A 13,896-nucleotide genomic window follows, 5' to 3' on the forward strand; every position below is an offset into this window, starting at 1 on the left:
CTTCGCCGGGGCGTGGCGGGAAAGGGCCTCCGGGGCGTCAGGGCAAGGCATAGGCGATGACGTAGTCGCCCCGCTGGTCGGAATCGCGCGCGCCACCCGCGGAGATCACGATGTACTGCTTGCCGTTCTCGGGCGACACATAGCTGATCGGCGTGCCCTGGCTGCCGACCGGCAGGCGGGCCTTCCACAGCTCCTTGCCGGTCCTGCGGTCGAAGGCGCGCAGATAGAAGTCCTGCGTCGCGGCGAAGAAGACCAGATCGCCCCGGGTGGCGAGCGAGCCGCCGATGGTGGGCATGCCGATGGGGATCGGCAGGCTCATGCGGATGCCGAACAGCCTGGTGTCCTCGACGGTGCCCAGCGGCACCTGCCAGCCGATCTTCTGCGTCTTCATGTCGATGGCCGTCAACGACCCGAAGGGCGGCTTCTGGCAGGGAATGCCGAGCGGCGAGAAGAAGCGGTTCTTGACCACCGAATAGGGCGTGCCCTTCAGCGGCACCGCCCCCATGCCGGCATTGACGGATTCGTTGCCGTCGGAGGCCTGCGCCCCGGCCGGCTGCGGCACCATGTGCACCCAGAGCCCGAGGCGCATGTCGTTGGCGAACAGCGTCGAGGTGGTCGGGTCATAGGACAGGCCGCCCCAGTTCATGCCGCCGAGCGAGCCGGGGAAGCTGAGCGAATAGTCCTCGCCGGGCGAGGTGAAGAGCCCATCATAGCGCATGCCGCGGAAGATGACCCGGCAGGCGAGCTGATCGAGGGCGGTCATCCCCCACATGTCGCTCTCGCGCAGCACCTCGGCGCCGATCTGCGGCATGCCGGTCGAGAGCGGCTGGGTCTCGGGATAGCGCTCGCCCTGAATGGGACCGGCCTTGACCGGAAGCTCGGTCACTTCGGTGAGCGGCTTGCCCGTCAGCCGGTCGAGCACGAAGAGCTGGCCCATCTTGGTGCCGATGACGAGGGCCGGAACCGTGGCGCCGTCCGCCCTCGCGAAGTCGAACAGGGTCGGCTGCATCGGCACGTCATAGTCCCACAGATCGTGACGTACCGTCTGGAAGCGCCATTTCTCGTTGCCGGTGGTGGCATCGAGCGCCAGCACCGTGGCGCCGTATTCCTCGTCGAACCGGGTGCGCGGCACGCCCCACAGATCGATGGCGGCGCTGCCCACCGGCATGAAAACCGTGTTCGAGGCGACATCATAGGTCATCGGCGCCCAGACATTCGGCGTCGAGCGCGTGAAGGTGCGGCCCTCCGCCGGCGTCTGGCGATCGTCGGGATTGCCGGGGTCGAAGGCCCATTTCATCGCGCCGGAGACCACGTCGAAGCCGCGGACCACGCCCCCCGGCATGTCGAGCGCGACATTGTCGGCCACGCGGCCGCCGACGACGACCGTCGTCCCCGCCAGGGTCGGGGCCGAGGTCATCTCGTAGAGCGGGCTCGGGGCGGCGCCGAGGCCGGCCTTCAGGTCGACCTGGCCCCTGGTGCCGAAATCTTCGCAGAGCTTGCCGGTGTCGGCATCGAGCGCCACCAGGACCGCATCGATCGTGTTCATGAAGAGACGACGCTGGCAGGCACCGCCGGCCGGCACGGAAACCGGCGTCACCGGCGTGCTGCCGGGCGCCGTGGGCTGGACCGGCGGCCGCGTCGCGTCGAAATAGGCGAGCCCCCGGCAGCGCACCCAGGTGGTGGTTTTGGTCGGGAAATCGTGCCGCCAGTTTTCCTTGCCCGTCGCCGCATTCACCGAAATGACCGTGTTGTGCGGCGTGCAGAGGAAGAGCGTGTTGCCGATCTGCAGCGGGGTCTGCTGGTCCTCGGCGCCGCCGCCGCCGGGGCTGAGCGGAACGTCGCCGGTGCGGAAGGTCCAGGCGACCTTGAGGTCCCGGACATTGGAGGCGTTGATCTGGTCCTGCGCCCCGAAACGTTGCGCGAGGCTGTTGCCGGCATAATCCGCCCAGTCCTCGCTCGCCGGCGCCGCCGGCCGGTCGGGGCGGGCTGCCGCCTCTACGCCGGAAAGGCCATGTGGGACGAACATGCCCCAGAGCCAGCCGAGATTGACGAGGAGGAGCGCCAGGAAAAGGCCGGCCGCGCGTCGTCCGCCGCCCGGCCGGCCCTCGGCCCGGCGCAGCAGCGGAATGAAGAGCGCCAGCACCATGGCCGCCATGGTGAAGATGAAGATGCGGGCCTCGAGCGCCCAGAAATCCAGCCCGACCTCCCACAGCGCCCAGAGGGCGGTGGCCGCGACGGCGAGGCCGTAGATCCAGAAGGCCCGGCTGCGGCCGCGCACGATCTCGACGCCGGACCACACCACCGCGAGCCCCATGAGCAGATAGTACCAGCTGCCGCCGCGGGCGATCAGCATGCCGCCGCCGCCGACGAAGACGAGCCCCACCAGCACGAACAGGAGGCCGAGCACGCCGAGCACCGCTCGCGCGCTTCGGGAAATGCCATCCGGCTTATCGGTCATCGCGCTTCCTCATGCGTTCAGTGGTACTGCGGGGCAGGAATCTAGCATCTCCCTCCGAAGCGAGCATGGGGCCGCGGATGCGCGCCGCTCGATCGGGAATTTCCGGGCAGGGCCGGTGGATGCCCCTCGCTCCGCGCCGGTGGCAGGCCGCGTCAAATCTCGCGGCCTCGCGCACGCAGCGCCTCGCTCGGCGCGATGCCGAACTGCCGCCGGAAGGCGGTGGCGAAATTGGCGGGGTTGGTGTAGCCGGCGATCAGGCTGGCCTCGTTGACGCTCGAGGCGCCGCGACGCAGGGCGGCATGCGCCTGCTCCAGCCGCAGCTTGCGCACATGCTCGAAAATGCTCACGCCCTCCGCCTGGCGGAACAGGCGCTGCAGGCCGCTGGCATTTATGCCGGCCTCGCGCGCGATCGTCTCCACCGTGAGCGCCGAGGCGATGTTGGCCGCGATGAACTCCTTGGCCCGCTGGAGGCGGGCCAGATCGCGGCCGGCCAGCACGGCGACGGCATCGGGACGCTCGCCCTGTGTCATGGCGGCAAGCGATTCCCCCATCAGCTCGACCGCGCGCCCCTCCAGATAGAGGTCGCGCAGCTCCGGCACGAGCACGGTGGGGTTGAAGAGCTGATGCACGATCTCGGTGAGCCGTGGCGTCAGCGTCCAGCGGAACGCCTTGAGCTGGTTCTCGAACAGACGCGAAACGCGCCCGGTGCCGCCGGCCGCTTGAAAGCCGTCGACATTGAGCCATTCCGGCGTGGCGGAAACCACGAGGTGCCGCAGCAGCTGCGGCGTCGGAGAGGTCCGCTCGAAGCTCTCGGGTCGCCCGGTCACGATCGCGGTGCCTGCCGCCAGCCCGCGCCGGCCGGGGCGGAAATCGAATTGGCGGTCGCCGATCCTGATGTCGACCTGGCCGGCGAGGAAGAAGATGCAGGAAATGCCCTCGCGTATCCGCGAGGTCGCCGTGAAGGCATGTTTCTCGCGCGCATTGCTGACATGCAGCAGCAGGCCGGGCCGCAGTTCCTTGTGGAGGAACTCGCCCTCGATCAGCGTGTCCTCCATGGAGAGCCGGTCGTCCGGGCTGTCGAGGCTCACCTCATCGCGCTCCAGGAAGTCCCGCACGCGCAGGCGCGTCCAGGCTTGCCGGTGTCCGGGCGTGGCATCACGCGGTGGCATGACCTGCCCTCCGACGCCACACCCGCCCCTGACGAGAAAGGCCGGCGCCCCGCAATTGCGCGCCGACATCCTGCGGTTTCACCGGATCGCAAAGACCTTTCATCGTCCCGCAAACGCCCTGCCGTTGCAATAAGACCGCCCCGACCGATAGTCGTATCACGAAATAGATGAATGCCTCAAATTTAGAGGCACACCAAATTGAACGGTACTGCCGATGTCGGAAACTATTCTGTCTTCCCGCAAGAGACATCATTTTGAATTCTTCGAAACTGGCGCTCGCCCTATCGATAAACACTCTATCGGCTACCGTTCCGGGCTCGCAGCTCTGCTGTGGGGCTCCACGTTCCTGTGCGGGCTCTGCCTCGCCGGCCTCTCTACCGCCTCGGCGCAGGAGGCGACGCCGGACGTGGTGCTGGACACCATCACCGTCGAAGGGGATTCGTCGAAGGGGCCCGACGACAGCCTCGTCGCCAGGCGCAGCGAGGCCGGCTCCAAGACCGATACCCCGCTGATCGAGATCCCGCAGGCGGTCAGCGTCGTCACCCGCAGGCAAATGGACGAGCAGGCCGCCAACACCATCTCCGAAGCGCTGCGCTACACGCCCGGGGTGCTGGCGGAATCCAACGGCTTCGACATTCGCTATGACTGGATCTGGATCCGCGGCTTCAATACCTACGGCACGATCTGGCTGGACGGGCTCACCTTGCCGGGGGATCCGAGCAACTACGCCACGCCGAGCATCAATCCCTACGCGCTCGAACGCATCGAGGTGATCAAGGGGCCGGCCTCGGTCCTGTATGGGCGCGCGGTGCCGGGCGGCCTGATCAACTATGTCAGCAAGCGGCCGCAGCCGACCGCCCACAATGAAATCGAGTTCACCACCACGTCCTGGGGCGGCATCCAGACCTCGGTCGACTTCACCGGGCCGCTCACCAAGGACGGAGAGTGGCTGTACCGCCTCGTCGGACAGGGACGCAATTTCGGCACGCAGATCGATTCCGAGCGGGACCGGCAGATCATGCTGGCGCCGAGCTTCACCTGGTCGCCGACCGACCAGACCTCGCTGACGCTCTATGGCTACTACCAGCGCGACGACCCCAAGAACTTCAATCCCCGCTTCTATCCGGCGGTCGGCACGCTGCTGCCGAACCCCTGGGGCCAGATCCCGCGCGACCTCAATCTCGGCGATCCGGCGGCCAGCCAGTTCAACCGCGAATTCTACGCGCTCGGCTATGAGTTCGAGCACGAGTTCAGCGAGACCTGGACCTTCCGGCAGAACCTGCGCTATGCGGAATCGAGCCAGGACATGTTCCTGGTGCTGGTGAACCCCGCCTTCGCCTACCGGCCCGACGGGCACACGCTCAACCGCGTCTCCGGGGCCTCCGACGACCAATTGTCGAGCTTCAACGTCGACAACCAGCTCGAGGCGCGGTTCGGGACCGGCGCCTTCGACCACACGGTGCTGATGGGCTTCGACTATATCCGCGCGACATCCGACCGCAATTTCGGCAATTCGGCGAACGGCGTGCCGACGCTCGACTATCTCGACCCGGTCTACGGCACCGCGACGATTCCCTATCCCGCCTACACCACCTCGGTGCTGCAGGAACAGGAGCAGGCCGGGTTCTACGTCCAGGACCAGATCCGCTACGACCGCTGGATGGGAACCTTCGGCCTGCGCTACGACATGTCCCGGATCGACACCACCAACCGCATCACCAACGCCGCCACCGTGTCGAACGAGGACAACAGGGTCACCGGCCGCGCCGGCCTCACCTATCTGTTCGACAACGGCCTGGCGCCCTATGCGAGCTACTCGACCTCCTTCCTTCCGCTGCTGGGCACGGACATCAACGGCCAGCCCTATCAGGCGCAGACGGCCGAGCAGTACGAGATCGGCGTGAAGTACGAGCCGCCCGGCATCCGCGGGCTGCTCACCTTCTCGCTGTTCAACATCAACATGGAGAACGCCCTCACCCCCGCCTATGTCTCCGGCACCCAGATCGGCTATGTGCAGACTGGGGAGCAGCGCGTGCGCGGCTTCGAGGTGGAAGGCAAGTTCGAGCTGACCCCCGAGATCGACCTCATGGCGGCCTATGCCTACACGCATTCGGAGGTCGTGAAGTCGAACAACCCGGTCGAGCTGGGCCAGGGGATGCTCCGCCTGCCCGAGCATCAGGCCAGCCTGTGGGTGAACTACGAGCCCACCGCCCTTCCCGGCCTCTCGCTCGGCGCCGGCGTGCGCGGCATCTCCTCCTACCAGACCGACGCCACCTATCTCGAGCAGTTGCGCATCCCCGGGCGTACGCTGGTGGATGTCGGCGTGGCCTATGATTTCGGCAAATGGCGCAAGGAGTTCGAGGGCACCACCGCGCGGCTCAACGTGTCCAACCTGTTTGACGAAGAATATGTCTCCCACTGCCTCAACCTGACCGGCGCGAGCTGCAATTACGGGGCGGGACGGGTCTTCACGGCGAGCCTGAAATATTCATGGTAGGCCTCATGACCACGGCCCGCGCCTGGTGGGGAGGCCTCGCCCTCCGTCTCCTCGCGACGCTTCTGCTCGCCGCGGCGCTCCCTGTGCCGACGCACGCGACGGACGCGTCCGGGGCCGGGGCCGGCATCGTCCTCGTCGATGCCGCCGGCCGCACCGTCCGGCTCGCCGCCCCGGCGCGGCGCATCGTCCTGAACGACAGCCTGCTGCTGCTGTCGCTGGCGCTCATCGACCCGGACCCGGTGGCGAGGATCGCCGGCTGGGCCGGGCCGCAGCGGCTCGATCCGGGGATGCGCGACGCGTTCCGCCGGCGCTTTCCCGCCATCGACGCCATTCCCGCGATCGGCGGGGTGTCGCCCGCCAATGCCTCGGCCGAAGGCATACTCGGCGTCCGGCCGGACCTCGTCGTCATCAAGTCCTGGCAGCCCGACTGGGACAGGCTGGCCGAGATTATGGAAGCGGCAGGCGTGCCGGTCCTCTTCCTCGAGGGCCCCGCCAGCGCGGCGCTGCCGCCCGCCGAGGCGACGGCGCTTTCCATGGACATCCTCGGCAAGGCGCTCGGCCGGCAGGCGCAGGCCGACGCCTTCAACGCTTTCGTCCGATCCCGCTACCGGACGGTGATCGACCGCCTGCCGGCGACCGTCCGGCGCCCGAGCGTCCTGGTCGACGCCTTCGCCGGCACCGACTGCTGCTCGACGCCGGGAGCCGACAATCGCCTGACGCAGCTGGTGGATCTCGCCGGGGGACGGAGCATCGGCGCGCATGTGCCGGGCTATGACGGGCGCCTCAGCCAGGAATATGTGCTCGCCGCCAATCCCGACGTCTATATCGGCACGGGAGGCGCGCATCTCGTCGCGCAGGGCGGGCTGATGCTGGGTGGGGGCATCGACAGGGAGCGCGCACAGGCCTCGCTCCGGGCGGTGCTGTCGCAGCCCATCCGCCGCGACCTCGCCGCCGTGAAGCAGGGGCGCGCCTACGGGGTGTCGCACCAGCTCTCCACCTCGGCGCTGAGCCTCCTCGTCTTCGAGTGCTTCGCCAAATGGCTGCATCCCGCGCGCCTCGCCGATCTCGACCCGGAAGCGACGCTGGCCGAGATCAACCGGCGCTTCCTCGCGGTTCCCTTCGAGGGAACCTTCTGGACCGCCGCCGACGCCGGCGCGGACGGCGGACGGCCCTGAGCCATGCCCTCCACCGACATCCCGGGCGCCGTGACGCACGCCCGTCTCCTCATCATCCTCGCGGAGCCGGCCGGCGAGCGCGGCAGGCGGAAGGGTCCGCCGACCGTGTGCCGGCCACCCGGAAACTCCGAAGAACAGGGACGCCCATCGCCATGAACGCCTTCGCCGCGCAGGCGCGCCTCACACTTTGCGAGCCGGAGAAGATCATCGCCCGGCTGTGCGAGCACATGATCGAGCACGATGCCCGGGTCGAATCCTCCGCGGAAGCCACCGTCCTGCATTATGCCGGATCGAGCGCCCGCTTCTCGCGCGAGGGGAGCGCCACCCTGGTCGACGTGTCGGCGCCGAACCTCGAGAGCCTGCATTTCGTCCGCATGGCCGTCGCCTCCCATGTGCTGGAGTTCGCCGGGTCGCCGGCGCCGGTCATCCGCTGGAGCGGCGACGGGACCGGGCTCGATCATCCGCCGAATTTCCGCATCCTGCAGGTGATCGGGGCGAGGAACCTGACGCCGCATATGCGGCGCCTCACCTTTTCCGGCGCCGATGTCGGCCGGTTCGCCCCGCTGGACGCCTTGCATGTCAACCTGCTCATGCAGCATCCCGATCTCGCGGAGCCGCAATGGCCACGCCTGGGAGCGGACGGGCTCATCGCATGGGCGGATCCCCAGCGACGCCCGGTCAATCGCAAATATACGGTGCGATCGGTGGACGTGGCCGCCGGCACGCTGGACATCGACTTCGTGCTGCACGAAGCGGCGGGACCGGGCTCCGCCTTTGCGCGCGACGCCAGGATCGGCGACCGGATCGGCGTCATCGGTCCCGGCGGCGGCGGGCTTTCCCCGGCGGACTGGTATCTGTTCGCCGGCGACGAGACCGCGCTGCCGGCGATCGCACGCATGCTGGAGCACCTGCCGGCGCAGGCCCGGGGCCGCGCCCTCATCGAGGTCGCCGACGCATCGGAGGTCCAGCCGCTCGCCTGCGCCGCCGCGATCGAGGTGGAATGGCTGTGCCGCGACGGCGTGCCCGCGGGCACGAGCCGACGCCTCGTCGACGCGGTGCAGGGAACCCCCATCCCCCAGGATGGTTCGCGGATCCATGTGTGGGCCGGCTGCGAATTTGCCGCGTTCACCGCGATCCGCGGCCATCTGCGTCGCGAGCGCAACCTCGGCAAGCACGAGCACCTCGTGGTGTCCTACTGGCGTCGCGGCCGCCGGGACGGGGAATGATCCCGGCCGCCGCCTCACCCGGCCGCACGCCCCGGACCGTGGCCGGCCCACACATCCTCGCCGATGCGCCAGAGCGGCGGCATGCGCTCGAAAGGCGGGATGGTATAGGCGATCACCGCTATGGCGAGGCGCCCATCGGCCCCGAGCTTGGCGTGGATGGCCTTGACGTGGGCCTTCACCGTGTCGACGCCGACGCCGAGAATGGTGGCAATGTCTTCGTTCGACTTGCCGTTGGCGATCCAGGAAGCGACTTCCAGCTGGCGCGGGGTCAGTTCCGGGAAGGCGATGCGCAGCCGGTCGGTCGGCGTCAGGGCCGCGAGCGTCCGCTGGCGCGCCTGCCGGTAGCTGCGAAGCACATGCGGGCGGTAGGCCTCCAGCCGGTCGCGCTGCGCGTCGCTGAACGGCTCCCGGCCGACGACGCGATGGCCGCCGACCGTCAGCACATAGTCCTCATGCTGCATGACGATCGACATCATGTGCCGCGAGCCGGAAGGCAGGAAGACCTCCCGCGCGATCGGCAGGGCGACATATTCCTCCTCGCTGAAGAAATCCGATTCGCGCAGCGCCCGGTCGCCGAAGAAGGCGGGATCGCCGAGCCAGAACGGATGGCTGTGCATGTGGCGGCCGAAGGCGGCCAGCGCCTGGTTGCGCCGCGAGGGATCGTCCTCCACCGACAGGACGGAGCGGAACTCGCCGCTCGAATGATGGAACTCCGAATAGGTGACGACGTCCGCATCGATCAGGCGGCCCACCCCGGCAAAGAGCGCCCTGGGCAGGGCGAGAAGATCGGGCTCGGCTTCATAGAGCCTGACGATCTCCTGCGCGAGCTCGCCCTCCCGCCCGCTACCCTTCGGGGTAATGGCGCGTGCCGCCGCCGGCATTGCATCATCATTCATCGATACGCACCATGCACAAGGGCGAAGTGGCAGGCCGGCGCGGGCGCGGCGACCTTGCTGCCGAGTTGTGCATGCATTGTGCGGCGGGAGCAATGTGGCCGCGGGTCGCCTTGAGCGCGAAAGACGCTCCGGGACGGCGGCGGTCGCTCAGCCGGCCGCCGGCAGGGCGACGATGCCGCTCCAGCCGTGCCAGCCGACATAGAGGCCGACCGCGATCAGCAGGAGCCCGGAAAGATAGGGCGCCCGGCGCGCGGCGGTGGAGAACCAGCTCCAGCGTCTGGTGGCGTGCTGCACGCTGAGCGCCGCCGCCGCGCCGACCGCCACCAGCGTGATGGCCAGGCCGATCGAGAAGCACAGCACGAGGCCGAAACCGAGGGTGAACTCCTTCAGCTGCAGACACAGCAACAGCACGGTGATCGCCGCCGGGCACGGGATGAGGCCGCCGGTCAGCCCGAACAGCACGATCTGCCAGGTGGTGACGTTCCGGTCGGCGAAGCGCCGGCGGATGTCGTTGGCATGGGCGAGTTCATGGGCGTCCTGATAGCCGTCGGTGCCGACCTCCAGCCCGCGCAGTTCCTCGTGCAGATGGTCGTGTCCCTCCGTGCCGCGCAGGAACGACACGTCGAAATCATGCGAATGGTTTCCATGGCCGAGCGCCAGCCGCACCATGAAGTCGAACGGTTCGGGAATGGCTTCGACGCTTTCGATATAGCCGTCGCGCTCGGCGAAGGCGAAGATCTGGACGCGCCCATCCGGCCGCTCGGTGGTCAGCTTCACCTCGCCGGCGGTCCAGGGCTTGCCGCGCTCGGGGCGAAAGCGCCAATGCGCGTCGCCATGCCCGTGATCGTGCAGCTCCAGCCTGTGCAGGCCGTGCCCGGTGTCGATCATCCGAATATCGGAGACGGGATGCACATGGTCGTCATGGCCGTGGTCGTGGGCGTGCCCATGGTGGCCGTGCCCATGGTGGCCATGGCCGTGCCCGGCTGCGGCCTTGGCCCGCCGCTGGTCCTCACAGGTGCGCCACAGCATCCACGCCGCCATGGCGACGATGATGACCGCCGAGACGAGCTGAAGATAAGGCTCGAAGGTCTCCGGCGCGACGCCCTGCCAGAGATACATGCCGCCAATGGCGATGGCCCAGACCACCAGCGTGTGCGACAGGGTCGCCGCCAGCCCGAGCAGCACGGCCTGGGTGACGGTTCCCCTCACCGCGACGATGAAGGCGGCCATCATCGTCTTGGAATGGCCCGGCTCCAATCCGTGGAGGGCGCCGAGCAGGATCGCGCTCGGAATGAACAGCCAGGCATGGGCGGCACTTTGCTGGATCAGCTCGGCGAAAGCGGGCATGGGGCTCGAACAACTGATGTGGTTATTGGATTTCGTCTCCCCCGCCCCTGCGCACACGCGGCCGGACGAGGGTCCTTCCGGTCAATCGACCAGGCCACACCATATCCCCCCATAGGGGATATATCAATCCCCTAGGGGAGGATCCGAAAGTCTCAGCTGGCACCGGCAATCACGACCGGCGAGCCGGATGCGAGCGTCATCGACGCAGCGGGCCGCCGAGCAAGCCCGGAAGTGCCGAAGCTCGGCGGGCCGGAAATATCAGGGTGGCGCGATGCAACGCCGCCGGACGGGGGCGGGGGCGGGGGCCGCCCGATCACCCCGCTGACGGGCTTGTCCTTGTGGGAGATCCCGCCGCGGTGCGTGCGGATGCGCGGTTCGCTCAGCCCTGCCGGGCCCGGACCGGTTCGAGAAGGGCGAGCGCCGGCGCCACCACGCCCGCCAGCAGCGCCGGTTCGGGACGGGTGCGCGCCAGCACGCGCACCCCCATGAGCACGCCCAGCAGGTGCCGGGCGAGATCCTCGGCGGCGAAGGCCGATGTGATCGTGCCGCTCGCCTGACCTTCCCTCAGGCTTTCGAGAAAGAACGTCTCCAGCCGCAGCAGCGCGCCGGTGACGGCGGCCCGGGAGGCCTCATCATCCGGCGCCGCCTCCAGAGCGGCGTTCACCAGCATGCACCCCTTGCGCTCGCCATCGTCCAGCGACCGCCGCAGGATCTCGTCAAAGAACGCCCTGATGGCCTGCAAAGGCTCCATCGCCTCGCAACGGCGGATCCGGTCGGCGGTTCCCGCCTCGACATAGTGATCGAGCGCCCGCCGATAGAGAGCCCGCTTGTCCCCGAACGCATTGTAGAGGCTGGCGCCGGTCAGGCCGGTCCTTTCGATCAGGTCGCGAACGGACGTGGCCTCGTAGCCCCGGCTCCAGAAACAATGGACGAGGGCGTCCAGCACGACTTGTTCGTCGAATTCCCGCGGCCTTGCCATCCGATTGCCCGTCAATATCGGCGCCGGCGGCATCTTGCCATCGGTGGTGCCTCGCGTCATTCTAGAACGATCGAACTAAAACTCAACGCGCGAATGCCGCAGCGGCACGCGTCGTCCCCGCACCTTTCCGCACCGATCCGCCGTGAGCCGAGGGAGCTTCGATGATCCGCTTCTATTTCCATCCGACACCGAACCCGGCGAAGGTCGCCCTGCTGCTGGAAGAGACCGGCCTGCCCTACGAACTCGTTCCCGTCGACACCAGCAAGGGCGAGCAGCACGCGCCGTCCTTCCGGGCGATCAACCCGAACGGCAAGGTGCCGGCCATCATCGACACCGAGGGTCCGGGCGGCCGTGAGGTGCGCCTTTTCGATTCGACGGCGATCCTGATCCATCTGGCGGAAAAGACGGGACAATTCCTCGGCTCGCCGGAGGATCGGCCGGAGCTACTCTCCTGGCTGCTCTTCCTCGCCTCCGGCCTCGGGCCGTTTTCGGGCCAGGCCGTGCATTTCCAATATGCCGCGCCCGAGGGCCTCGACTATGCGGTGAACCGCTATCGTCGTGAAGCGGAGCGCCACTACCAGGTGCTGAACGATCATCTGGCAGGCCGCACCTATATCGTCGGCGACGGCTACACCATCGCCGACATTTCCGCCTGGGGCTGGCTCGACCGGGCATCGCGGGTGCTGAAAGGTTCGGACGACCCGCTCGCGCCCTTCCCGCATCTGAAGCGGCTGTTCGAGACCGTCGATGCCCGGCCCGCCGTCGCCCGCGCCCGGCAGGTGGGCAAGGAGCATTCCTTCAAGCGGGTGAACGACGAGGAAACCAGGCGCGCGCTGTTCCCCTCCAACTACCCGCCGGCGGCGTGAAGCAACCCGGAGAACCTCCCGTGACCGACAGCACCGACTATATCCCGCCCAAGGTATGGACCTGGGACAAGGCCAGCGGCGGGCAATTCGCCAACATCAACCGGCCGATCGCCGGACCGACGCATGAAAAGGCCCTGCCGGTCGGCCGGCATCCGCTCCAGCTCTACTCGCTGGGCACGCCGAACGGCCAGAAGGTGACCGTCCTGCTCGAGGAATTGCTGGCCCTCGGCCATGCCGGTGCCGAATATGATGCGTGGCTGATCAGGATCGGTGACGGCGACCAGTTCGGCTCCGGCTTCGTCGAGATCAATCCCAACTCGAAGATCCCGGCGCTGCTGGACCGCAGCGGCCCGACGCCGATCCGCGTCTTCGAATCCGGCGCCATTCTCACCTATCTCGCCGAGAAGTTCGGCGCCTTCCTGCCGGTCACGCAGCCCGCCCGCGCCGAGACGCTGTCCTGGCTCTTCTGGCAGATGGGCTCGGCGCCCTTTCTCGGCGGCGGCTTCGGCCACTTCTATGCCTATGCGCCCGCCAAGCTCGACTATCCGATCAACCGCTACGCCATGGAGGTGAAGCGCCAGCTCGACGTGCTCGACCGGCACCTCGCCGACAATGAATATGTAGCCGGGCAGGACTATACCATCGCCGACATGGCGATCTGGCCCTGGTATGGCGGGCTGGTGAAGGGCTGGCTGTACGGGGCGGGCGAATTCCTCTCGGTGCAGGAATACGCCCATGTCCTGCGCTGGGCGGACCAGCTCTTTGCCCGCCCCGCCGTGCAGCGCGGCCGCATGGTCAACCGCATGAGCGGCAACCCCTCCGAACAGCTGCGCGAACGCCACGACGCCGGCGATTTCGATACCCGGACCGAGGACAAGCTCACGGCGGAGAAGCCGTGAGGGCACGCGAATCGTGAAATTCGCCAGCTAAGCTTCAGCACGGTTTACACGCACACTCCCCAGGACAGGCTTCACAGCCTGTCCTGGGGCAGAGCGCTTGCGGATTCATTGCCTGCCGATGATCGGCGCCACGCCGCCTGCAACCGGGCCGCGATCCACGCAGATGCATCGCTGGAAAAAAGCGGTGTCATATTACGGACATCCCGGGCACGCGCGTACCCTACTGGCGCCCGGCCCGCCTTGCATGGCCGCCCCTAGAATACCGTACGGACGCAGGTGATGGACGCCCCCTATCCGAGCAATGGCGGAGGGACATCCCGGGCCGTCGGAGGCCGCGTCCCATCTCTCCCGCCAAATTACTTAGCTCGGGAAACCGAAGCCCCT

10 protein-coding genes are annotated in these 13,896 nt (G+C 68.0%); 5 read left to right on the forward strand and 5 right to left on the reverse strand.

The genetic code is table 11. The annotated features are described in order from the left end of the window. Nucleotides 1-37 precede the first annotated feature (37 nt). Both KHC19_RS13875 and KHC19_RS13880 read right to left on the reverse strand, forming a co-directional pair. Nucleotides 38-2,458 (reverse strand): membrane-bound PQQ-dependent dehydrogenase, glucose/quinate/shikimate family, encoded by a 2,421-nt coding sequence (locus KHC19_RS13875; protein WP_213352968.1) that lies wholly within the window; start codon nt 2,456-2,458, stop codon nt 38-40. A 152-nt stretch (nt 2,459-2,610) separates the two neighbouring features. Beyond that, nucleotides 2,611-3,627, reverse strand: coding sequence for a helix-turn-helix transcriptional regulator (locus tag KHC19_RS13880; protein ID WP_213352969.1), 1,017 nt, complete (start codon nt 3,625-3,627; stop codon nt 2,611-2,613). Between the two features lie 406 nt (nt 3,628-4,033). Between KHC19_RS13880 and KHC19_RS13885 the strand changes: the two genes are divergently transcribed. The 3 genes from KHC19_RS13885 to KHC19_RS13895 all read left to right on the forward strand — a co-directional run bounded on the left by KHC19_RS13885 (nt 4,034) and on the right by KHC19_RS13895 (nt 8,525). Beyond that, nucleotides 4,034-6,124, forward strand: coding sequence for a TonB-dependent siderophore receptor (locus KHC19_RS13885; protein ID WP_343207716.1), 2,091 nt, complete (start codon nt 4,034-4,036; stop codon nt 6,122-6,124). Further along, the gene (locus KHC19_RS13890; RefSeq protein ID WP_246548865.1) at nt 6,118-7,299 is read left to right on the forward strand and encodes an ABC transporter substrate-binding protein; all 1,182 of its coding nucleotides are present in this window, start codon (nt 6,118-6,120) and stop codon (nt 7,297-7,299) included. Before KHC19_RS13885 ends, KHC19_RS13890 begins: the two co-directional genes overlap by 7 nt. 152 nt (nt 7,300-7,451) lie before the next feature. Continuing rightward, complete coding sequence (locus tag KHC19_RS13895) at nt 7,452-8,525, forward strand: siderophore-interacting protein (protein ID WP_213352971.1); 1,074 nt, start codon at nt 7,452-7,454, stop codon at nt 8,523-8,525. A 14-nt stretch (nt 8,526-8,539) separates the two neighbouring features. Here KHC19_RS13895 and KHC19_RS13900 read toward each other — a convergent pair whose 3' ends face one another. The 3 genes from KHC19_RS13900 to KHC19_RS13910 form a co-directional block, all read right to left on the reverse strand. Continuing rightward, nucleotides 8,540-9,421, reverse strand: a complete 882-nt coding sequence (locus tag KHC19_RS13900) for a helix-turn-helix transcriptional regulator (RefSeq protein WP_246548873.1) — start codon at nt 9,419-9,421, stop codon at nt 8,540-8,542. A gap of 147 nt (nt 9,422-9,568) precedes the next feature. After that, a complete protein-coding gene (locus KHC19_RS13905; RefSeq protein ID WP_213352972.1) occupies nt 9,569-10,768 on the reverse strand; it encodes a nickel/cobalt efflux transporter in 1,200 nt (399 codons plus the stop codon). 379 nt (nt 10,769-11,147) lie between these two features. Further along, nucleotides 11,148-11,780: a TetR/AcrR family transcriptional regulator gene (locus tag KHC19_RS13910; RefSeq protein WP_343207717.1), complete on the reverse strand. Its 633-nt coding sequence runs from the start codon at nt 11,778-11,780 to the stop codon at nt 11,148-11,150. A 128-nt stretch (nt 11,781-11,908) separates the two neighbouring features. Here KHC19_RS13910 and KHC19_RS13915 point away from each other — a divergent pair, with 128 nt between their 5' ends. Both KHC19_RS13915 and yghU read left to right on the forward strand, forming a co-directional pair. Then, the gene (locus KHC19_RS13915) at nt 11,909-12,613 is read left to right on the forward strand and encodes a glutathione S-transferase family protein (protein WP_213352973.1); all 705 of its coding nucleotides are present in this window, start codon (nt 11,909-11,911) and stop codon (nt 12,611-12,613) included. 20 nt (nt 12,614-12,633) lie between these two features. Then, a complete protein-coding gene (gene yghU / locus KHC19_RS13920) occupies nt 12,634-13,512 on the forward strand; it encodes a glutathione-dependent disulfide-bond oxidoreductase (protein WP_213352975.1) in 879 nt (292 codons plus the stop codon). The last annotated feature ends 384 nt before the right edge of the window (nt 13,513-13,896 follow it).

The organism is Ancylobacter oerskovii, from assembly GCF_018390555.1.
Classification (GTDB): domain Bacteria; phylum Pseudomonadota; class Alphaproteobacteria; order Rhizobiales; family Xanthobacteraceae; genus Ancylobacter; species Ancylobacter oerskovii.